Origin of the sequence: Collinsella aerofaciens (assembly GCF_015561195.1) — a bacterium.
GTDB classification, from domain to species: Bacteria; Actinomycetota; Coriobacteriia; order Coriobacteriales; family Coriobacteriaceae; genus Collinsella; species Collinsella aerofaciens_AC.
The window spans coordinates 1-21,240 of sequence record NZ_JADMSU010000011.1; the positions used below are offsets into that span (position 1 = coordinate 1).

The window sequence follows — 21,240 nt, forward strand, 5'->3', positions numbered from 1 at the left end:
TGTCCTTTCAGAACATTCCGCAGGACGCAAGAAGCCCTCGCCGCACGAAGTGCGCAGCGAGGGCTTCTTGCATGTCCGAGGACGTTCTGAAAGGACACTCCAGCACGGGCCCGGCCAGCTCACCGACTACAGGTCGATGTGCGATTCCTTGATCGGGAACGGCTCCGCGAAGTGGCACGCGCAGCAGTGGCCCGGGGCAACTTCCTTAAACTCTGGAAGCTTCTCGGAGCAGATGCCCTGCGCGATCGGGCAGCGAGTGTGGAAACGGCAGCCCGACGGCGGATCCAGCGGTGAGGGCGGATCGCCGGCAAGAATGATGCGCTTGCGGGTCTTCTGGATATCAGGATCGGGAACCGGCACGGCAGACAGCAGCGACTGCGTGTACGGATGGTGAGGCTCGCTATAGAGCGTCTTCCAGTCCGAAACCTCGACCATCTTACCTAGATACATAACGGCAACACGGTCGGAGATATGCTGCACGACAGAGAGGTCGTGAGCAATGAAGAGATAGGCCGTACCGAACTTGTCCTGGAGCTCCTTAAGAAGGTTCAGAACCTGGGCCTGAATGGATACGTCAAGTGCAGAGACAGGCTCGTCGCAGATGATCAGCTTGGGCTTCAGAGCGAACGCGCGGGCGATGCCGACACGCTGACGCTGACCGCCCGAGAACTCGTGCGGGTAGCGGTTGATGTGCTCGGGGTTCAGGCCGACGACGTCTAGCAGCTCACGGACGCGCTCAATGCGCTCCTCCTTGGTACCCACGCCATGGATGGTCATGGGCTCGGAGACGATCTCGCCGATGGTCATACGAGGATTGAGCGAAGCGTAAGGATCCTGGAAGATAAACTGCATCTCGCGACGCATGTCCTTGATCTCATGCTTGCTCATCTCGGCAACATCTTTGCCCTGGAAGAACACCTTACCGGCAGTCGGCTTGGTCAGACGCATGATGGTGCGGCCCGTGGTGGACTTACCGCAACCAGACTCGCCGACCAGACCAAAGGTCTCGCCCGGATAAATCTCAAAAGAGATGTCATTTACAGCAGAGACGACGCGCTTGGAAAAACGCTTGGCGAACATGCCGGACTCTGCGGGGAACTCCTTAGAGAGGTGCTCGACCTTCAGCAGCGGAGTACGCTCGTTATTGTCTGCCATTTACGCCTCGCCTCCCTTCTTGGAATCCTTGCGCGTACGGGACGTCTCAGGAGCGTTCTTGAGGAACTCGGGGTCACCGGAGTAGTGGCACGCAGAGTAGTGACCAGACTCGGTGACAACGCGCTCGGGGCGCTGCTTGCGGCACTTGTCCGTCGCATAGGGGCAGCGAGGAGAGAAGACGCAACCCTCAGGCAGGTTCATGAGCGAAGGCGGGTTGCCGTGAATCGGCGTAAGCGGCTTCTTCTCCTCGATGGCCTGCTCCGGAATGGAACGAATAAGACCCCAGGTGTAGGGATGGCGGCTCTCGTAGAAGATTTCCTCAGCAGTACCGAACTCGACGGGACGGCCGGCGTACATAACCATGATCTTATCGGCCATATCGGCGACAACACCCAGGTCGTGGGTGATCATGATGATGGCGTTGCCGTTCTTCTCCTGCATCTCCTGCATAAGCTCAATAATCTGAGCCTGGATGGTAACGTCCAGAGCAGTCGTGGGCTCGTCGGCAATCAGAATATCGGGGTCGCAGGCAAGAGCCATGGCGATCATGACGCGCTGACGCATACCGCCGGAGAACTGGTGCGGATACTCGTTGACGCGCTTCTCGGGCTCGGGAATACCGACGAGGTCCAAAAGCTCGGTGGCGCGCTTGAGCGCCTCCTGCTTGGAGTAACCACGGTGCAGACGAAGGCCCTCGCCCACCTGCTTGCCGATCTTGTAGACCGGGTTCAGGGAGGTCATAGGATCCTGGAAGATCATAGCGATGTCGTTACCGCGAATGTGTTGCATCTCTTCCTCGGTCATCTCGAGGATAGAACGGCCGCGGTAGCGAACGTCACCGCCCTCAATCTTTCCCGGAGGCATCGAGATAAGGCCCATGATGGTCATGGCGGTCACGGACTTACCGGAGCCGGACTCGCCGACGACGCCCAGGGTCTCACCGCGATCGAGCGTGTAGGAGACACCGTCGACAGCGCGAACGACGCCATCCTCGGTGTGGAAATACATCTTAAGGTCATCGACCTCGAGCAGATGCTGGCCCTCGGGAACCGGCTGGTCCTTCAGGTCCACATAGTTCTTGTTCTTCTTCATCCTTATGCGTCCTTCATCTTGACGTCGAGGGCGTCGCGCAGACCGTCACCCAGCAGGGTGAAAGCGAGCACCGTCGAGAGAATTGCCAGACCGGGCATGATCATCATCCAGGGAGCAGTCAGAAGATACTGCTGACCGTCCTGAATCATGGAGCCCCACGAAGGCGTAGGCGGAATAACGCCCATGCCGAGGAAGGACAGAGCGGACTCGGTCAAAATGGCACCACCAATGTTCATGGTCGCGTAGACCACGATGGAGGCGACGGAGTTCGGGAAGATGTGACGCACGACGATACGAGCATCAGATGCACCCATCGCACGCGCAGCGTCAACATAGTCGTTTTCCTTGACCGTCAAGATTGCGGAGCGGAAGACACGCGCAATCGAAGGCCAGCCGAGAATACCGATGGCGATAAAGACGTTCTGAAGACCACGGCCGATAACGGCGATCATGGCGACAACGAACAGCACGTACGGGAACGCCAGGAAGATATCCGCACAGCGCATGATGATCGTATCCCAGATGCCGCCGTAGAAACCGGCCAGGGCGCCCATGACCAGACCGATCAACGTTGAGATCGCGGTGGCCATAATACCGACGGAAAGCGAAACACGTGCACCGTAGATAACGCGGACGAGAATGTCACGGCCAAGGGCGTCAGTGCCAAACGGATGCTCTGCACACGGAGCCAGCAGCGACGTCTCGGCCATGGTGGTCGAATCGGAAGCCGTCGGCGAACCGAGCCAAGGCTTAGCCCACAGATCGGCGGTCAGGGCAACCAAAACGACGATGATAATCCAGCAGACACCGATAACGGCGAGCTTGTTTTTACGAAGACGCTTAAAAGCGTCGCCCCACAGCGTGCGGGACTTGGCGGGAGCAGATGCGGCCTTGGTGGCGGTAGCCTGCTCCTGAGACTGAGAATCAGTTTCCTGCATGAGACGTACCTCCCTTAGGCCTTATCCGACGGACCGCCAAGGCGGATGCGCGGGTCGAGGAATGCATAGCTAATGTCGACGAGCAGGTTGATCACCATGACGACGACAACGATGAGCGTAACGCCGCCCATAACGATGGGCCAGTCACGCATGCTAATAGCGCGATAGACCTCATAGCCGATACCGGGCCAGTTAAAGACCGTCTCGGTCAGGATGGCGCCCGAAAGCATGCCGCCAAAGTCGACACCAATATAGGTAACGACGGGGATGAGTGCATTCTTAAGCGCATGCTTGATGATGATCGCGCGATTGGAGAGACCCTTGGCCTTTGCCGTACGGATGTAATCCTGGTTCATGACGTCAAGCAACTGCGAGCGCATGATGCGGGCAGCATAGGCGGTCGAAACCGAAGCCAGCGTAATGGTCGGAAGCACATAGTGCATCCAATCCTGATACTGAGAGCTGGAACCGCCGGCACCCGAAATCGGCATGGAAAATGCGCCGCCGGTGGCATCCTTGAGGATGACGCCAAAGAACAGCTGCAGCAACATACCGAGCCAGAAGGCCGGGACAGCAACGAGGATCGACGTGGTGAGCGTAACCAAAATATCCCAGAAGGAATAACGCTTTACCGCCGAAATGATACCCGCACCGATACCCATAATTGCCTCGAGCACGATAGCGCACGCGGCAAGTTTGACCGTATACGGATACTTCTGGGCAAAGATTTCCGTAACCGGCAGCTTACGCTGGTACGAATTACCCAGATCGCCATGAAGCAGACCGTTCATGTAATACAGATAACGGTCTACAAGCGACGTCTGAACGGGATCGCCGTTCTCGTCAAGGATCGCGTTGCCGTCCTCGTCCGTCTGGACCAGGTGATAGCGCACGCGAAGTTGAAGCTCTACCTCGGGGGACAGAGCCTTGTCTCCACCGATCAGCTTGATCGGATCTCCCGGCACGATATTCTGGAGGGCGAACAGAATCAGCGTGACGCCCAAAAACACCGGGATGAACTGAAGCACACGTTTAACGATGTACTTACCCATACCACTCCCCTATCTAGGGATTAACCTAAATGGGATGCCGATCGCCAGACCGGCATCCCAAAATTACCATCAGCCAGTTTACCCCAGGTTAGGGGGAACTGTATGTTTCCCATGAGGTCTACGTAAATACTTGACCCTCACGGAAGCTGCAAACTCTTAGGCGAGCTCAGCGGTACCCAGATCGGCGTGCTTCTGCGGATCGACATAGAGGTGCTTGATGCGATCGGAGCCGGCGATGGTGTGCGTGTAGAACATCACCGGGATGACCGGGCAGTCGGCAGCGACCATAGCGTCGGCCTCCTGCATCTTAGCGATACGCTCTTCGTCGTCAACCGTGGTACGAGCCTCGTCAACCTTAGCGTCGAACTCGGGGTTGTTGTAACCAGAGCGGTTGTCGCCGCCGAGGGAGTCGGAGTGGAACAGCGGGTACAGGAAGTTGTCCATGATCGGGTAGTCGGCGATCCAGCCCAGACGACCAAACTGATAGTTGAAGTTCTGATACTGCTCGAGCAGGGCAGACCACTCAGGGGTATCAGAAGTAGCGGTAACGCCCACCTTGGCGAGGTCGCCGATGATGGACTCCATGATCTCCTTGTGGCCACCATCCTGGTTGTAGGACAGGGTCACGTTGATGCCGCGGTCGCCGTTGGCGCCAGCAGGAGCGACCTTGTCGAGGTACTCGTTGGCCTTATCAACGTTGTACTCGCAGAACTCCCATGCGCCCTCCTTGTAGCCGGCGATTCCCGGAGGAACGATGCCGTCAGCGGGGGTACGAGTGCCCTTGAAGATGGTCTTGCAAATGGCCTCACGGTTGATGGCCAGGGAGATGCCCCTGCGCAGGTCGGCGTTGTTGAACGGCTCGGCCGTGTTGTTGCACGTCAGATAGTACGTGGAAGGCTCGGCGCCGAGCAGCATGCGCTCGCCGTCACCCATGGTGTAGCCGTCCTTAGACACGCCGCGATCCTTCTTGGCGGCGTCGATCTGAGCAACGGGAACGTCGCAGACATCGAGGTTACCGGCCTGGAACTCCTTGTAAGCGGTCTCCATGTCCTTGATGACCTGGAAGTGGATGCCATCGATCTTGGCCTTGTCGCCATAGTAATCGTCGAACTTCTTGAGGTTGATCTCCTGACCATCCTCCCACTTGCCGTCCATCATGAACGGGCCGTTACCGACCGGGGCAAGGTAGAAGCTCTTGACATCGGACTCGGCGCACTCGGGAACCGGGGCCAGAGCCGGGTGAGAGGCGACGAAGGGGAAGTCGGCGTAAGCGGAAGACAGCTTGACGACGAGGGTCTCATCGTCGGGGCAGGTAACACCGCTGAGCTCAGTAGCGTTACCGGCAAGCAGGTCATCATAGCCCTCGACCATGGAAAGGTGATAGGAGACCTCGGAAGGGCCGTACTCGGTAGCGATGGCCGACTTGGTGTTAACCAGACGCTCCCAACCGAGCTTGAAGGACTTGGAGGTAACGTCGTCACCGTTGTGGAACTTGGCCTTCTTGATCTTGAAGGTGAACTCGGTGGCGTCGTCGTTGGCCTCGAAGGACTCGCAAGCCAGCGGGACAATCTCGCCCTTCTCGTTGTCGTAGGTAGTCAGAGCGTCGAACAGCTGGTAGTTGACCTGAGTGCCCTGATCCTCCTGGACGTTGTAGGGGTCGATGCAGACCGGGTTGTTGATGTAGAAGTTCAGCGTCGAACCGGACTCAGAACCGGAAGCGTCGCCGCCCTTCTTGCCGCATGCGGCAAGAAAAGCCATGGAGCTCGCAGCAAGGGTACCGCCGACAAAGGCGCGACGACCCATAACGGGCTGGTGGAACATAGAATCAGCCATGCCATCCTCCTTATGAGATAGGACAAAGAAATGTTCAGTCGGACATATGTCGAGACAATCCGATCCGAACCATCAAAACGCCGCCCGCTGCTATGGCTGGTTATGCACAACAGGCCAACGTTTTGCAATACAGTAGCGCATTTTATTCACGATTTGGGGCTAATTCCGGTTAACGGTCGAGAATTTCTTTAGTTGGGCGAAGTATGTGGGGATATTTTGACTCTGTTACAAGTCTGTAAACAAAAAGGGCCCCGCACATGCGGGACCCTTTACAAACGCATATACGCCGATGCTTAGTAGCCGACGATGCCCTGCGGGAAGAAGAACATGCACAGCACGACGCACACGGCAAACACGACAGCCATGATGACGGTCAGGCGATCGAGGTTCTGCTCCATGACGCCCGTTGCAGAGCTGGAGTTATACAGCGAACTAGCGATCATATCCGAAACGCCGGTACCCTTACCGGAGTGCATCAGGACGAGAATCGTCAACGCCACGGCAGAGACAGCCCAAACGACAAACAGAAGAATCTGAAACGGACCCATAGATAAGCTCCTTAATAGAACAATTCAAACTCCAGTACTGTACCACAACCCCCAGCACTCCCCCACCTGCCATTTGGGGACGGGGTAGAAATGGCAGAAATACCAAAAAGGGGGTTGTCCGGTTGTGGACAACCCCCTTACTAGAAAACGGTATTTGTTTTCTATTAGGCCTCGGTGGCGAGTACGCGACCCGTCATCTCGGCGGAAGGCTCAATGCCAGCCATGGTGAGCATGGTCGGAGCGATATCGGAAAGACGGCCGTCCTCAATACCGGTGAGCTGCGCCTTCTCATCAACGATGATGAACGGCACACGGTTGGTGGTGTGGGCCGTAAACGGATGCTTGGAACCGTCGGAAGCAACGTCAAACATGTGATCGGCGTTGCCATGGTCGGCGGTAATCAGCGCAAAGCCGCCCTTAGCGAGAATCGCCGGGACAACCTTGGACAGAGCATCGTCAACAGCCTCGACGGCCTTAACGGCGGCGTCGAAGACACCAGTGTGACCAACCATGTCGCAGTTCGCGAAGTTCACGATGTAGAAATCAGCGCGATCCTCGCTAATAGCGGCGACGAGCTTCTCGGTAACCTCGGGAGCGCTCATCTCGGGCTGCAGATCGTAGGTAGCGACCTTGGGGGAAGCGACGAGCACGCGCTCCTCGCCCTCCTTGGGCTCCTCGATGCCGCCGTTGAGGAAGAACGTCACATGGGCGTACTTCTCAGTCTCGGCGGTGTGCAGCTGCTTCAGGCCGTTGGCGGCGATAACGTCGGCCAGAACGTTCTCGGGGAACGTCTTGGGGAAGGCGACCTCGACGTCAAACGTCGGATCGTACTCGGTCATCGTCACAAAGTGCGAAAGCTTAATCTGCTCGCGCTCAAAGCCGTCGAACTCCTTGTCCGTGAACACGCGGGTCATCTGACGAGCGCGGTCGGGACGGAAGTTGAAGAAGATGGCCGCGTCGCCCTCGTGAATGCCCTCGTTGTGGGCAGCGAAGGGCTCGACGAACTCGTCGCCGCGCGGATCCTTCTCGTAGTAGGCCTTGATACCGGCAACGGGGTCGGTATCGGCATCGGACGCGTTGACCATGACGTCGTAGGCGCGCTGGATGCGCTCCCAACGGTTGTCGCGGTCCATGGCCCAATAGCGGCCCGAAACGGTGGCAACGCGAGCGTCGCAACCGGTCTCCTCGGAGATCTTAGCCAGGAAGGCGCAGAACTCGCTCATGTAGCCGGCACCGGACTGCGGGTCAACGTCGCGGCCATCCATGAAGGCGTGGACGCGAACGGTCTTGACGCCATGCTGGGCAGCCATCTTGACCAGAGCCTCGACGTGGTTCATGTGAGAATGAACACCGCCAGGGCTCATAAGGCCCATGAGGTGCAGGGTCTTGCCTTCGGCCTTGACATCGTCCATAGCCTTGACGAAGACCTCGTTCTTGGCGATGGAGCCGTCCTTGATGGCGTTGTTGATGCGCGAAAGCTCCTGGAACACGATGCGGCCGGCACCGATGTTGAGGTGGCCCACCTCGGAGTTGCCCATCTGACCGTCGGGAAGGCCCACGTCCTCGCCCGAAGCACCGAGCGTGGTGTGAGGATACTTCTCGTACAGGCTATCAAGGAAGGGCGTCTTGGCAGCGGCGACGGCGTTCTCGCCATCGGCCGGAGCAAGGCCGCAGCCGTCCATGATGATCAGGAGTGCAGGAAGATGACGCTGTGCCATATGTCCTACTCGCCTGCCTTGACGACCATAGAGGCGAAGTCGGCAGCCTTGAGCGAAGCGCCGCCCACGAGGGCGCCGTCAACGTCAGGCTTGGCGACGAGCTCGGCGATGTTGCCGGGCTTTGCAGAGCCACCATAGAGAACGCGGATGCCGTTAGCGAGCTCCTCGCCAAACATCTCCTTGAGGGTCTCACGGATAGCGCCGCAGACCTCCTGAGCGTCCTCAGCGGTAGCGGTCTTGCCGGTGCCGATGGCCCAGATGGGCTCGTAGGCGACGACGACCTGCTTGGGGCAGGTGATCTCAAGACCGGCAAGGCCAGCCTTGACCTGGTTCACGACGTGCTCGACATAGGTGCCAGCCTCGCGGACCTCGAGGGACTCGCCGCAGCAGAAGACGGGAACAAGACCGGCGGCAACGAGAGCCTTGGCCTTCTTGTTCTGATCCTCGTCGGTCTCGTGGAAGTAGTCGCGACGCTCGGAGTGACCGATGATGCAGTAGGTGCAGCCAGCGGACTTGAGCATGTCGCAAGAGGACTCACCGGTGAAGGCACCCTTGGCCTCCCAGTACACGTTCTGTGCACCGAGGGCGATGGGGGCAGCCTGAATGCGGTCATGAACCGTGGTGATGTCGATGGTCGGAGGGCAGACGAGCACCTCGACGCCAGCCGGAACCTCGGGCAGAGCCTGAGCCAGCTCGTCGGCGAGCTTGGCGGCCTCGGCGACGTCGTTGTTCATCTTCCAGTTACCAGCGATAAGAAGGGTGCGATTAGGCATCGAGAAGCGCCTCCACTCCGGGCAGGGCCTTACCCTCGACGAGCTCCATGGAAGCGCCACCACCGGTGGAGATCCAGCTCATCTTGTCGGCCAGGTTGAACTTGTTGACAGCCGCGACAGAGTCGCCACCGCCGATGATCGAGGTGCAGTCGGCCTCGGCGACGGCCTCGGCGATAGCCTGGGTGCCGTGAGCGAAGTTGTCGAACTCGAAGACGCCCATGGGGCCGTTCCAGAACACGGTCTTGGCGCCCTTGACGGCCTCGGCGTAGAGCTCCTCGGTCTTGGGACCGATGTCCATGCCCTCACGATCGTCGGGGATAGCGTCGGAAGCGACAACCTCGGGGACAGCGTCCTCGCCAAAGTGATCGGCAACGCGGTTATCGATGGGGAGCAGGATCTTAACGCCCTTCTCCTCGGCCTTCTTGAGCATCTCGCCAGCGCGCTCGACCCAGTCCTCTTCCTTGAGGGACTGACCGACGGTCAGGCCCTGAGCCAGGAAGAAGGTGTAGGCCATGCCGCCACCGATGATCAGGGTGTCAGCGGAGTCGATGAGGTGATCGAGAACGCCGATCTTGGAGGAAACCTTGGAACCGCCGACGATAGCGACGAAGGGGCGCTCGGGCTCGGCGAAGATGCCGGTCAGCGTGTCGACCTCTTTCTCGAGCAGGAAGCCGGCGACGGCAGGCAGGTAAGCGGCGGGGCCCACGACGGAACCCTGGGCGCGGTGAGCGGTGCCGAAGGCATCGAGAACGAAGACGTCACCATAGGAAGCGAGCTTCTTGGCGATCTCGGGATCGTTCTTCTTCTCACGCTTGTCGAAACGGACGTTCTCGAGAACGAGGACCTTGCCCGGCTCGACGGCGGCAACAGCCTCGGCGGCCTTCTCGCCGTAGGTGTCGGCGACAAAGGCAACATCGAGACCAGAGAGCTCAGCGAGCTTCTTGGCAACAGGCTCAAGGGAGAGCTCGGGCTGGAAGCCGGTGCCATCGGGACGGCCGAGGTGGCTCATGAGGATGACGCGAGCGTTGTGCTCAACGAGGTAGTTGATGGTGGGCAGGGCAGCCTTGATGCGGGTGGTGTCGCCAACGACGCCATCCTTGATAGGCACGTTGAAGTCAACGCGGACGAGAACGCGCTTGCCGTCGACATCGATGTCGCGGACGGTCTTCTTGGTAAAGGCCATGTTTGCTTCTACCTTTCGTACGTGTCTGCCTCCCATTACGGCAGACGATTTCCTATAAAAAGGGCGCGACCCTAGGGTGTAAGCCCTATGAGGCCGCGCCCTTCTTTAGACGCTCAACGAGCTATTCGCTAAAAGCTAAATTAAGCAACGAACTTCTCGAAGTACTTGATGGTGCGGACCATCTGAGAGGTGTAGGAGTTCTCGTTGTCGTACCAAGAGGTGACCTGAACGAGGGTCTGGCCGTTGCCGAGGTCAGAGCACATGGTCTGAGTGGCGTCGAAGATGGAGCCGTGGGTCTCGCCGATGATGTCGGTGGAGACGATGTCGTCCTCGTTGTAACCGAAGGTCTCGGAGATGGTGGAAGCGTAGGCCTTCATAGCGGCGTTGACCTCGTCGACGGTGACCTTCTTGTCAACAACAGCGTAGAGGTTGGTGATGGAGCCGGTCGGCGTCGGGACGCGCTGGGCGGCACCGATGAGCTTACCGTTGAGCTCGGGGAGAACCAGGCCGATAGCCTTGGCGGCACCGGTGGTGTTGGGGACGATGTTGACGGCGCAGGCGCGGCTACGACGCTTGTTGCCCTTGCGCTGCGGGCCGTCGAGCGGCATCTGGTCGCCGGTCCAGGCGTGAATGGTGGTCATGATGCCGGACACGATGGGAGCGAAGTCGTTCAGACCCTTGGCCATCGGGGCGAGGCAGTTGGTGGTGCAGGAAGCAGCGGAGATGATGTTGTCCTCAGCGGTCAGCGTCTCGTGGTTGACGTTGTACACGATGGTGGGCAGATCGCTGCCGGCCGGAGCGGAGATGACGACCTTCTTGGCGCCAGCGTTGATGTGGGCCTGAGCCTTAGCCTTGCTGGTGTAGAAGCCGGTGCACTCGAGAACGACGTCGACGTCGAGGTCGCCCCAAGGCAGGTTGTTGGCGTCGGCCTCCTTGTAGATCTTGATCTCCTTGCCGTCAACGGTGATGGAATCCTCGCCAGCAACGACCTCGTGATCGCGAGCGTAGTTGCCCTGCGTGGAGTCGTACTTCAGAAGGTAAGCGAGCATATCGGGAGAGGTGAGGTCGTTGATAGCGACAATCTCGGAGCCCTCATGACCGAACATCTGACGGAAAGCCAGACGACCGATGCGACCGAAGCCGTTAATAGCAACCTTTACTGCCATTGTGTCTCCTTTCGTAAGGCCCCCGCAAGCTACAGCGCCCGCCGTTGAGGCCCACAAACTAACCACTCGCCTAATATACCTTTTTTTGGACTTGAATTTCACGAGAATAGTCGAAATTGAAAATCAAATTTACGTTAAAACGTTTTAAAGAATAAAATAGCAGCTAAATCCGTATATAAGTCGATACTTTAAACTACCCGTTTGCTTCAATGAGCTTTTCAAGCCGTAAAACACGATGGTAGAGGGCCGACTTCGACAAGGGAGGGTCGGCCATCTCCCCTAAATCACGCAGCGACAGATCGGGATAGCGCTCGCGCAGGTCGCAAAAGACCGCCAAGGCATCCGGAAGCGCATCGCGAAGGCCGCGCTGCTCGAGCTCATCGATAAGCGCAAGCTGATGTTGGGCAGCACCGGCGCTTCTGGTCTGGTTGGCGAGCTCGGCGTTCACGCGACGGTTCACATCGTTCTTAACCAACTTGACCGCGCGCGCCTCCTCAATCTCGGCAACGCTGCGCTTGGCACCAATCAGCTTTAATAAATGCTCGATTTCCTCAGCGCTCTTAATGTACACGGCATACGACCCCCGTCGTGCATTAACACGAGCATGGACCCCAATCTGCCCCAACAGGTCGCAAAGCCCCTTAGCATATTGCTCGCCCTGCACCGCGATCTCCAAATGAAAATCGCCGCGTGGATCGGCCACGAAGCCACCCGCGATGAGCGCGCCGCGGATGTAGGCAAGCCTGCAGCAGGGACGGGCAACGATGTGTCGGGGAACACCAGCGACGAGCCCTCCCCTGCGGTCTAGAATGCCTAGCAGCACCAGAGCCTTGTCCAGGTCGGGTTGATCGGGCAGGGTAATGAGATAGTTACGGACCTTATGCAAGACCGATTTACGAACGGTGAATTCCGTTTTGAGCTTAAGGATGCGATGCGTCAGCGTGATCATCGTGCGCGCGACGGCTCCCGTCTCAGTCGCAACTGTCAAACGATACCGCCCAGAGCCGGTAAGCGAGAGCGTACCACTCACGCGCGTGAGGGCGGCAAGTGTCGACAAGTCGCAGTATTCACATTCGGGTTCGCAGCGCGCAAGCTCGTCGCGCACCTCAGCGGTAAACGACATGCAGGCCTATGCCTTCGTGTTGGCGCGCGACAGATCGCGGTGGGAGATGCTCACGTGGTACTGGGCGCCTTCCAGGTAACGGGCCGTGGCCTCGGCAATGGCGACGCTACGGTGCTGTCCGCCCGTGCAGCCGATGGCGATAGAAAGCTGCGGTTTACCCTCCGCGATATAGCCCGGCATCACCGTATCGAGCAGCTGTGTCCAAGCCTTCCAAAACTCCTGCGTCTTGGGATGGTCCAGAACAAAATCGGAGACCTTTTTATCGAGACCGGTCATCGTGCGCATCTCGGGATCGTAGAACGGATTGGGCAGGAAGCGGACGTCGATCATAATGTCCGCCTCGACGGGCATGCCGTGCTTAAAGCCAAACGAGAACACATGGACGTCCATGAGCTGTTGGTCGGACAGTTCGGAAAATGCCATACGTAGCTTGTTGCGCAGCGCAGAGGTGCGCAGACGGCTCGTGTCGATAATCATATCGGCTCGATCGCGCACGCCCTGCAGCTGAAGGCGCTCGCGCTGAATGGCATCGGCCGTAGTCTCCCCCGGCTTGGCAATGGGATGACGGCGGCGATTTTCGCTGTAGCGACGAATCAGCACCTCGTCAGAAGCCTCCAGGAACACGATGTCGCAGCTCATCTCGCGCTCTTCGAGCGCGGCGACCGCATCGAGCAACTCGTCAAACAGTCCCTGGCTACGCAAATCGCAGGTGACGGCGAGATGCCTGCCCACGCCCGTATTGATGCCGACGAGCTCGGCAAGCTGGGCGATCAGACGCGGAGGCAAGTTGTCGATGCAAAAATAGCCCATGTCCTCGAACACGTGCATGGCCTGTGTGCGGCCCGAACCGGACATTCCGGTGATGATGACGATATCGGGGATGCGCTCCGAGCGCTCCGCCGCATCCATGGCATCTCCCTTTTGCATGTGCTGCCTCCCAAAAACAAGCGCGGGACCCAGCAACCCGGATCCCGCGCGGTCAATTGCCTATATTGAGTATACCGCCCCGAGCGGATACGAGGCCCGTCTTACGCCTCAAGCGCAGCCTTGAACCAACTCGTAATACTCGTGGGGTGCGTGATGGCGGTGCCGACGACAACGGCCCAGGCGCCAGCATCGATCGCGGCGCGAGCCTCCTCGGGCGTGTGCACGCGGCCCTCGCAGATGATGGGAAGACCGGGGAATTCCTCGGTCGCCTGACGCAGGAGTGGCAGATCGGGACCGTCGGCCATAGTGCAGTCGATGGCGGCGACACCGTGAGAGAGCGTGGTGGATACCAGGTCGAAGCCCATATCAACCGCACGGCGAATGTCCTCGATGGTGGCACAATCCGCCATCAGGAGCACACCCTCCTCGTGCAGCGGACGGAAGGTATCCTCGACCGTCTTGCCATCGGGGCGCGGACGATCGGTGGCGTCGATCGCCACGATATCGGCACCAGCAGCAACGCAGGCGCGGGCGTGACGCAGCGTCGGCGTGATGTAAACGCCCTCGTGTCCATCCTTCCACAGGCCGATAACAGGAACCTCACAGCGACCCTTAATGGCGGCAATGTCGGCAAGGCCCTGACAGCGAATGGCGGCGGCGCCGCCAAGCTCGCAAGCGCGAGACATTTGAGCCATGGTCTCGGGCGTACGAAGAGGCTCGCCCATATACGCCTGAACGCTCACGACGAGCTTGCCCTTCAGGGATTGAATCAAAGGATCGACGGTCATAAGGCTGCAACCTTTCTCAGAACAGCCTCCCGAGGCGTGTTGTCTCGGGAGGCTCCTACAGCAGATACGTTTACTTCAACGAGGCAAGAAGATGCTCAGCGGCACCGATAAGCGGCGCGTCGCCCTCCAGAGAACCGATGAGGATCGGTGTGTCCTGAAGCGGGTCGAGCGCCTGGCTGGCATAGCCCTCGTGCACCGAGTCCTTCCACGTCTGCGAACGCCAATCGGGACCCTGGTGAATCACGCCGCCCGAAAGCACGATGACCTCGGGATCCAAGATGTTGGCGAGCGAGCCTAAGCTGGCGCCCAGTGCAAAGCCGGCGTCATAGATGACCTCGGTCGCCTTTGCGTCGCCTGCACGGCACAGGTCGTTCACATCGCGACCGACCGAAGGACGGCTGGGGTCGACGCGGCCAAAGCGCTCATCGTACATACGACCAATGGAAGTGCCCGAAGCAACCGACTCCAGATGGCCGGAACGCCCGCAGGCGCAGGGAATGCCGGCGGCAGCCGAGCACTCGATGTGGCCCATATGGCCAGCAGCACCATGGAAGCCCTGCATCACGCGGCCGTTCTCGACATATGCGCCGCCGATGCCCGTACCGATGCCAAGACACAAGACGGAGAACTTGCCCTTGCCGACGCCCCAGTGGGCCTCGCCCAGAGCATGAGCCTGCACGTCGCCTACAACGGCAACGGGAAGACCGAGATCCTCGCGCAGACGCGGCCCCAACTGAACGCCGGACCAGCCGGGCATGATCTCATTGGCATACGCGATGGCGCCCGTCTTGGGATCGACGACGCCGGCGGCACCGATACCGACGCCAAGGACCTCGACATCGGGATTCGCCTCGAGAGCAGCCTTGATGGACGCCTCGATACGCTGGAAGACGGCCTCGCCGCCCTCTTGGGCCTCGGTGGGAACCTCGGCCTCAAAAACGGGATGGGGCACACTACCGTCAGCCGGGTACTCCATGATGGCAGTCGCGATCTTAGTTCCGCCGATATCGACAGAACAGACGTACTTGTTCTCCATGTCGCTCTCCTTCGGAGATAAAAAACAACTATAGGAAATGCGCCGTCAGGCTAGCCGTCACAGCGCAGTAAAGGTTTTCCAGGTGCCCAAGATCGCCGAGAAACCGTGTGGCCATTGACCTAATAGTCATGGCCACACGGTTGAACGGCGAGGTCGGGTGCCTGGGAAAGCTTTACAGGAGGCCGTTGTCCTGGAGGACCTTCCTAATAGCCTCGACGTTCTCGCCGGTCATGGCCTTCACCGGGCGCGGCATGGTCGGGCTGTCGAAGATACCCATGAGGTTCATAGCGGTCTTGAAGGCGCCGACGCCACCGGCATAGCCCTGGACGCCCGAGGTGACATCCCAGATGTGCGAAATCTCATTGAGGCGATCCTGCTCGGCCTTGACGGTAGCCCAGTCACCAGCCTGAGCGGCCTTCCACTGACGAACGTAGCCCTCGGGCTCAACGTTGGCGAGACCCGGGACAGAGCCGTCGGCGCCACCGAGGTAAGCGCCGTCGACAACAACCTCGTGGCCGGTGAGGATGCTCATCGGATGGCCGTTCTTCTCGTTCTCCTGAACGAGGTAGCGGAACGAGATGTCATCACCCGAGGAATCCTTGACGCCAGCAAGGACGCCCTCGGCGCCGAGCTTGGCAAGGAGCTTCCAGGGGAGCTTGGTGTGAACGCAGACGGGAATGTCATAGGCGAAGATGGGCAGGTCAAGCTCCTCGTGCAGGATGCGGAAGTGCTCCTCGACCTCGGTCATGCCCTGCAGGGCATAGAACGGGCAGGTGGCGACGAGGGCATCGGCGCCCAGCTCCTGAGCGACCTTGCCGTGCTCAATCATGCGCTCGGTCTCGGTATCGATGATGCCGACCAGGACGGGCACACGGTGGTCGACGATACGAACGGCCTCGGCGATAATCTGGCGACGGCGCTCGTCGGTGGAGAAGACGACCTCGCCCGAGGATCCCAGGAAGAACAGGCCATCGACGCCGGCATCGATCATGCGGTTGATGCTGCGCTCAAAGGAGGCAACATCAAGCTGGTGATCTTCGGTATCGGGAACAACGACGGGAGGGATAACGCCGGTGAATTTCTGAGTTGCCACAAGAATCTCCTTAGTTGTCTGGCGGGCGGCCCTATGCCACCCACTCTTGTTGGCAGTGTCCAGGCCGTCTAGGCCAAAGAACACGAGTAGAACGTTTGGTTAAAGAAGTCGACGACTTCGTTTTCGAACGCATTGATGCGCTCGTGAGCGTATTTTGCATAGATGATATGCCTCCGGTCACACTCAAGACCGTTGAATACGGCAAACTGATCCTTGGGATCGCTCACGGTATCCATAAGCGATGTGCCCATGAGCACCGATCCGCGCACCCGAGACGACAGCACCTCGAGGCCGCCAGGAAGCGGATTGGCAACCGCCGTACAGGCGAGGCCCCGCTCGTCCAGAGCGGAAACCGCGAGCGCGACTCCGCCGCCAAGACCCTCGCCCCATGCAAAGATGCGGTCGGGGTCCATGCCATCAAGATTGCGCGCGACCTCCGCCAACGCGCAGCCCCAACGGACGCGCCTGACAAAAGCAGGCGAGGTAATCCCCTGCCGCAGATCGCTGGGTCCAATCGCCTCATCGTCCAGCGCAAGCACGGCATATCCCATGGCCGCAAACCTCGTCATGTGATGCCATCCCCGCACGGGTCGGTCGATGTCGTGAAACATCAGACATAGCGGCACGAGCTCGGATGCTCGGGCGCGACCGGCAGGCTCGATCAAACGTGCGTGGACCACATCGCCACCAAGCTCAAAGGAAACCTCGGAGTAGCGGGCATACGGATTGGCGAAATCGATCGCCGTAATACTCGGCCCGCAAACCTCAAGGTCCGAAGCGGCTATCTCTAATTCGGAAACATCCGCAGAAGCATCACCGCGCCAATCCCGGAAATCAGCGAGCCTTGACGAGACCGTTCCGGGAATCCCCACAAGGTCGGAGACAATCAGCTCATTGACATTGCTCTCGCACTTAGACATGAGCCTCCCCTCCCTTGCAGAAAAACGGAATGATCAGATCGTCAAAATCCTGAATCTCCTCGTGGCCAAAGCCTTCAAAGAACTCATGACGCTTTTCACAGGTCAGGTTGTTATAGACCGCAAACTGCGTCGCTGGCGGACAGACGGTATCGGCTGTGCCGGTGCCAAACAGCACGGGGCATTTGACCATAGGGGCAAAGTTCTTGGAATCGAAGTACGCAAGCTTGGCATAGGCTTCGTCGATACGAGTCGAGTCCTCGTCAAACCAGCGAGACCAATAGCGCAGGCCCTCGTAGGCAATGTCGTCGGCATCCAAATCCCAGACCAGGCGGAAATCCGACAGGAAGGGATAGAGGATGGCGGCGCGATTGATAAGCTCGCTGTTAAGTGCACAGGTCGCAATGCCCAAACCGCCGCCCTGCGACGCGCCGTTCACAAACACACGGGCAAGATTGATGCCCTCGAGCTCGCGAACGATGCGACACAGGATGCGAATATCTTGGTGCAAGCGGACATAGTAGAGGTTGGCCGGGTCGCCGTCGATACCGGCGACGATATGGCCCGCGACCGTTGTGCCCTCAAATCCACCAATGTCCTCGGAGGGACCTCCTTGACCGGGGCAGTCGAGGGCGATGAGTGCCATGCCCATGCCCGCAAACGACGCCTGCTCAAACCAGCTGCGGCTTGCACCCGGATACCCATGGAACTGAAGTACCAATGGCACGGGCTCGTCCGAGACGGGTTTAAGGTACTTGGCATGCAGGCGAGCGCCACACATGCCGGTATACCAGAGGTCGAAAAGCTGGCAGGTCACGGCATCGGTGACCGATGCCGCCTCGATCGCATAGTCGAGCTCGACGGCATCGGCCTCGGCCATGCGGTCATTCCAAAAGAGATCGAAATCGGATGGACGGGACATGGCGCCCCGATACCCACCAAATTGCTGTTGCAGCTCCTGAGCACTTGGCATGGCTCGTGAACCCAACCTTTCGAAATCGCAACGGAGGTGCGCCCGGCAAGGGAACCGGGCGCACGGGAGGGAAAGCGAGACTACTCGCCGAGCTTGGGATGCAGCAGCGACGGCGCAGCGCCGAGCAGCATCTTGGTGTAGGGGTCCTGGGGGTGCTGGAAGACCTGCTTGGCCTCGCCCTGCTCGACGATCTTGCCGCCATTCATAACGATGATGTCGTCAGAGATATAGCGGACCGTCTGGATGTCATGGCTGATGAACACCATGGCCAGGCCGAGCTCCTTCTTAAGGTCGGTCAGCAGGTTCAGAATCTGCGCGCGGACCGAAACGTCCAGAGCCGAGGTGGGCTCGTCGGCGATGATGGCATCGGGGTTCAGCGACAGGGCACGGGCAATTGCGACGCGCTGGCGCTGGCCGCCCGAAAGCTGGCCGGGAAGAACCTCGGCGGCGGAGCTGGGCAGACCGGTGAGCTCCAAGAGCTCCTTGACGCGCTTCTCCTGCTCGGCCTCGGTACCCAGGTTGTGGACGCGCATGGGGTCGAGCAGTTGCTCGCGAACGACCATTCGGGGGTTGAGCGCCGTGGCCGGGTTCTGGAACACGACCGAGATGACGCGACCCATGTGGCGACGGTCCTCGGCGGTACGCTTGGTTACGTCCTTGCCCTTAAAGTAGACCTTGCCGCTCGTGGGGGCCTGCAGGCCGCACATGACGTTGGCGGTGGTGGACTTACCGCAACCGGACTCGCCGACGATGCCGATCGTCTGACCGGGCATGAGCCTAATCGTTACACCCTGGACGGCGTGAACCAGGTTGGGGTGCAGAATCGAGCCGGTACGGGTCCTAAAGGTGACGTGGACGTCATCAAGGAAGATGATCGGCTCGACGCCGTTGACTGCGGTCTCGCTCATCTACATCACCTCCGCGTGAGGGGTCAAACCATTTGCCTTGAGCACCTCGTCGGGGAGCTCGGAATAGAAGTGCTCGGTGCCGGGCACGCGCTTGAAGACCGGACGGGTGTCCAGGCCAATGCGCGGATGGCTCGAGCGGGGCGCGAAGCGATCGCCCTTGGGGAAATCGCGCGGGCTCGGAACGGCGCCGGGCACCTGGTGCAGACGGCCCGAACCGCTCTCGATGGACAGAACGGAGCCCAGAAGACCGCGGGTGTACTCGTGGATCGGGTTAGTGAGCAGCTCCTTGGTGGGCGCCTGCTCGATAACCTGACCGGCGTACATAACCGTGATGTTATGGGCGACCTCGGCGACCAGCGCCAAGTCATGCGAGACGAAGATCATGGCAAAGCCGAGTTTGGCCTGAAGGTCGTTGAGCAGCTTGATGACCTGCTTCTGGACGGTAACGTCCAGAGCGGTCGTGGGCTCGTCGCAGATGACCAGCTTGGGGTCGCGGGTAAGGGCCATAGCGATCAGAACACGCTGACGCTGGCCACCGGAAAGCTCATGCGGGTAGCTCTCGAGCGTACGCTTGGGGTCGAGGCCCACGAGCTCCAGGAGTTCCTCGGCGCTGCGGGTGCCGCCGCGCTTGGTGAGCTGCTTCATCTGGGCAGAGATGAGCATGGAGGGGTTGAGCGAGGACAGGGCGTCCTGATAGACCATAGCGATATCGGTACCGCGCAGGCCGAACCACTCCTTCTTGCTCATCTTGAGCAAGTCACGGCCCTCCCAGAGAACCTCGCCGGAAAGGTGCTCGTCCTCATCGGTCAAGCCCATGATGGCCAGCGTGGTGATGGACTTACCGCAACCGGACTCGCCCACCAGGCCCATAGTCTGGCCAGGACGGACGTCAAAGTTGACATGGTCGACGACGTTGATATCGCCGTGGTGCTCAAACTGGATGCAGAAATCGCGGACCGAAAGGATCGGTTCGACAGACTCGTCGGGCACATGGCGATCGTCACGCTTGAGCTCGACATCGCGCAGGGCGCCAAGGCGAGCGGAGAGGGACTGGGCCTGCTCCTTGTAGGCGCGAACGGGATCGGAGACCAGCAGGTCGGCCTCGCGGCGCTTGGAGGAATCGGTCGGATCCAGGGCGGCGGAGGGAGCAGCGGCCATGGCGTCGGTAATGCCCTCGGAGAGGATGTTGAGCGCCAGGCAGGTGATCATGATGGCCAGGCCCGGGAACAGCGCCTGCCACCAACGGCCGGCGAGCACGCCGCCGCGGGCGTCGGCCAGGATGTTGCCCCAGGTAGCGGTGGGCTCCTGGATACCAGCGCCGATGAAGGTCAGCGAGGCCTCGAAGATGATGGCGTCGGCGACCAGGGTAACGGTGAAGACCATGATCGGGGCGATGCAGTTACGCAGAACATGCTTGATCAAAATCCACGGAGCCTTGGCGCCGGAAACGATGACCGCGCGGACATAGTCCTCGCCGTACTCGGACACGATGTTGGCGCGCACGATACGAGCAATCTGCGGAGTGTACATAAAGCCGATGGCGAAGATGATCGACGGCACGGAGTTGCCCAGGATGGAGACGAAGACGGCCGCGAGGGCGATGCCCGGGATGGACATGATGATGTCCAAGATACGCATGATCGTCTCGGAAACGGCCTTGCGCGAAACCGCTGCAAGGGCGCCCACGACCGAGCCGCAGACCAGAGCCATGGCAGTGGCGCCAAAGCCGATAATCAGCGAGTAACGACCACCGTAGAGCATACGCGACAGAATGTCGCGACCCTTATCGTCGGTACCGAAGATAAATCCGTTACCGGGAGCCTGGCGAGCCGTAAAGATCTCGACCGGGCTATAGGGGGCAAGAAGGGGCGCCAGAATCGCAGTCAGGGCGACCAGTACCAGCACGACGGCGGCAATCTTAGAAGACAGCGTCATCTTCTTCCAGCCACCGAGCTTGAGCCCCTTGGAGGCAGCCTTCTCGAGCTGCTCGGTTTGCTTCTCTCGAATCTTTACCATA

The 21,240-nt window shown here is 59.7% G+C and carries 19 protein-coding genes; all 19 read right to left on the bottom strand.

All coding sequences use genetic code 11. The features are described from left to right. Positions 1 to 126 precede the first annotated feature (126 nt). Complete coding sequence (locus I2H81_RS09005) at positions 127 to 1,155, bottom strand: ABC transporter ATP-binding protein (RefSeq protein WP_195645319.1); 1,029 nt, start codon at positions 1,153 to 1,155, stop codon at positions 127 to 129. Further along, the gene (locus I2H81_RS09010) at positions 1,156 to 2,247 is read right to left on the bottom strand and encodes an ABC transporter ATP-binding protein (RefSeq protein WP_022094887.1); all 1,092 of its coding nucleotides are present in this window, start codon (positions 2,245 to 2,247) and stop codon (positions 1,156 to 1,158) included. It lies immediately after the preceding gene. Positions 2,248 to 2,249: 2 nt separating this feature from the next. Continuing rightward, entirely contained in the window at positions 2,250 to 3,185 is a 936-nt protein-coding gene (locus I2H81_RS09015) for an ABC transporter permease (protein ID WP_117770484.1), read from the bottom strand. A 14-nt stretch (positions 3,186 to 3,199) separates the two neighbouring features. Further along, a complete protein-coding gene (locus I2H81_RS09020) occupies positions 3,200 to 4,237 on the bottom strand; it encodes an ABC transporter permease (protein ID WP_117637996.1) in 1,038 nt (345 codons plus the stop codon). Between the two features lie 156 nt (positions 4,238 to 4,393). After that, positions 4,394 to 6,070: a peptide ABC transporter substrate-binding protein gene (locus I2H81_RS09025; protein WP_229108151.1), complete on the bottom strand. Its 1,677-nt coding sequence runs from the start codon at positions 6,068 to 6,070 to the stop codon at positions 4,394 to 4,396. A gap of 293 nt (positions 6,071 to 6,363) precedes the next feature. Beyond that, entirely contained in the window at positions 6,364 to 6,618 is a 255-nt protein-coding gene (gene secG, locus I2H81_RS09030) for a preprotein translocase subunit SecG (protein ID WP_006236144.1), read from the bottom strand. Between the two features lie 164 nt (positions 6,619 to 6,782). Then, positions 6,783 to 8,336 (bottom strand): 2,3-bisphosphoglycerate-independent phosphoglycerate mutase, encoded by a 1,554-nt coding sequence (gpmI, locus tag I2H81_RS09035; protein WP_195645320.1) that lies wholly within the window; start codon positions 8,334 to 8,336, stop codon positions 6,783 to 6,785. Positions 8,337 to 8,341: 5 nt separating this feature from the next. Continuing rightward, on the bottom strand, positions 8,342 to 9,109 hold the full coding sequence (tpiA, locus tag I2H81_RS09040; RefSeq protein WP_022094882.1) for a triose-phosphate isomerase: 768 nt from the start codon (positions 9,107 to 9,109) through the stop codon (positions 8,342 to 8,344). Further along, positions 9,102 to 10,292, bottom strand: coding sequence for a phosphoglycerate kinase (locus I2H81_RS09045; protein ID WP_117564871.1), 1,191 nt, complete (start codon positions 10,290 to 10,292; stop codon positions 9,102 to 9,104). Before I2H81_RS09045 ends, tpiA begins: the two co-directional genes overlap by 8 nt. A gap of 140 nt (positions 10,293 to 10,432) precedes the next feature. Beyond that, on the bottom strand, positions 10,433 to 11,458 hold the full coding sequence (gene gap / locus I2H81_RS09050; protein ID WP_099431436.1) for a type I glyceraldehyde-3-phosphate dehydrogenase: 1,026 nt from the start codon (positions 11,456 to 11,458) through the stop codon (positions 10,433 to 10,435). 193 nt (positions 11,459 to 11,651) lie between these two features. Continuing rightward, positions 11,652 to 12,581, bottom strand: coding sequence for a DNA-binding protein WhiA (gene whiA, locus I2H81_RS09055; RefSeq protein ID WP_128620088.1), 930 nt, complete (start codon positions 12,579 to 12,581; stop codon positions 11,652 to 11,654). A 6-nt stretch (positions 12,582 to 12,587) separates the two neighbouring features. Then, entirely contained in the window at positions 12,588 to 13,508 is a 921-nt protein-coding gene (gene rapZ, locus I2H81_RS09060; protein WP_022094878.1) for an RNase adapter RapZ, read from the bottom strand. A gap of 101 nt (positions 13,509 to 13,609) precedes the next feature. Further along, on the bottom strand, positions 13,610 to 14,296 hold the full coding sequence (locus I2H81_RS09065; protein WP_022094877.1) for an N-acetylmannosamine-6-phosphate 2-epimerase: 687 nt from the start codon (positions 14,294 to 14,296) through the stop codon (positions 13,610 to 13,612). Positions 14,297 to 14,366: 70 nt separating this feature from the next. Beyond that, positions 14,367 to 15,332: an ROK family protein gene (locus I2H81_RS09070; protein ID WP_117766049.1), complete on the bottom strand. Its 966-nt coding sequence runs from the start codon at positions 15,330 to 15,332 to the stop codon at positions 14,367 to 14,369. Between the two features lie 172 nt (positions 15,333 to 15,504). Further along, on the bottom strand, positions 15,505 to 16,425 hold the full coding sequence (locus I2H81_RS09075) for a dihydrodipicolinate synthase family protein (protein ID WP_089573615.1): 921 nt from the start codon (positions 16,423 to 16,425) through the stop codon (positions 15,505 to 15,507). A gap of 68 nt (positions 16,426 to 16,493) precedes the next feature. Beyond that, entirely contained in the window at positions 16,494 to 17,345 is an 852-nt protein-coding gene (locus I2H81_RS09080) for an acetylxylan esterase (RefSeq protein ID WP_195645321.1), read from the bottom strand. Beyond that, positions 17,338 to 18,315 (bottom strand): acetylxylan esterase, encoded by a 978-nt coding sequence (locus tag I2H81_RS09085; RefSeq protein WP_195645322.1) that lies wholly within the window; start codon positions 18,313 to 18,315, stop codon positions 17,338 to 17,340. Before I2H81_RS09085 ends, I2H81_RS09080 begins: the two co-directional genes overlap by 8 nt. Before the next feature lie 80 nt (positions 18,316 to 18,395). Beyond that, entirely contained in the window at positions 18,396 to 19,223 is an 828-nt protein-coding gene (locus tag I2H81_RS09090; RefSeq protein ID WP_089573612.1) for an ABC transporter ATP-binding protein, read from the bottom strand. Continuing rightward, entirely contained in the window at positions 19,224 to 21,239 is a 2,016-nt protein-coding gene (locus I2H81_RS09095; protein ID WP_099431432.1) for a dipeptide/oligopeptide/nickel ABC transporter permease/ATP-binding protein, read from the bottom strand. Position 21,240: the final 1 nt, after the last annotated feature.

Coding starts and splice junctions, on each gene's coding strand:
- I2H81_RS09005 (WP_195645319.1), bottom strand. CDS start 1,155: ATGGCAGACAATAACGAGCGTACTCCGCTGCTGAAGGTCGAGCACCTC.
- I2H81_RS09010 (WP_022094887.1), bottom strand. CDS start 2,247: ATGAAGAAGAACAAGAACTATGTGGACCTGAAGGACCAGCCGGTTCCC.
- I2H81_RS09015 (WP_117770484.1), bottom strand. CDS start 3,185: ATGCAGGAAACTGATTCTCAGTCTCAGGAGCAGGCTACCGCCACCAAG.
- I2H81_RS09020 (WP_117637996.1), bottom strand. CDS start 4,237: ATGGGTAAGTACATCGTTAAACGTGTGCTTCAGTTCATCCCGGTGTTT.
- I2H81_RS09025 (WP_229108151.1), bottom strand. CDS start 6,070: ATGGCTGATTCTATGTTCCACCAGCCCGTTATGGGTCGTCGCGCCTTT.
- secG (WP_006236144.1), bottom strand. CDS start 6,618: ATGGGTCCGTTTCAGATTCTTCTGTTTGTCGTTTGGGCTGTCTCTGCC.
- gpmI (WP_195645320.1), bottom strand. CDS start 8,336: ATGGCACAGCGTCATCTTCCTGCACTCCTGATCATCATGGACGGCTGC.
- tpiA (WP_022094882.1), bottom strand. CDS start 9,109: ATGCCTAATCGCACCCTTCTTATCGCTGGTAACTGGAAGATGAACAAC.
- I2H81_RS09045 (WP_117564871.1), bottom strand. CDS start 10,292: ATGGCCTTTACCAAGAAGACCGTCCGCGACATCGATGTCGACGGCAAG.
- gap (WP_099431436.1), bottom strand. CDS start 11,458: ATGGCAGTAAAGGTTGCTATTAACGGCTTCGGTCGCATCGGTCGTCTG.
- whiA (WP_128620088.1), bottom strand. CDS start 12,581: ATGTCGTTTACCGCTGAGGTGCGCGACGAGCTTGCGCGCTGCGAACCC.
- rapZ (WP_022094878.1), bottom strand. CDS start 13,508: ATGCAAAAGGGAGATGCCATGGATGCGGCGGAGCGCTCGGAGCGCATC.
- I2H81_RS09065 (WP_022094877.1), bottom strand. CDS start 14,296: ATGACCGTCGATCCTTTGATTCAATCCCTGAAGGGCAAGCTCGTCGTG.
- I2H81_RS09070 (WP_117766049.1), bottom strand. CDS start 15,332: ATGGAGAACAAGTACGTCTGTTCTGTCGATATCGGCGGAACTAAGATC.
- I2H81_RS09080 (WP_195645321.1), bottom strand. CDS start 17,345: ATGTCTAAGTGCGAGAGCAATGTCAATGAGCTGATTGTCTCCGACCTT.
- I2H81_RS09085 (WP_195645322.1), bottom strand. CDS start 18,315: ATGCCAAGTGCTCAGGAGCTGCAACAGCAATTTGGTGGGTATCGGGGC.
- I2H81_RS09090 (WP_089573612.1), bottom strand. CDS start 19,223: ATGAGCGAGACCGCAGTCAACGGCGTCGAGCCGATCATCTTCCTTGAT.
- I2H81_RS09095 (WP_099431432.1), bottom strand. CDS start 21,239: ATGGTAAAGATTCGAGAGAAGCAAACCGAGCAGCTCGAGAAGGCTGCC.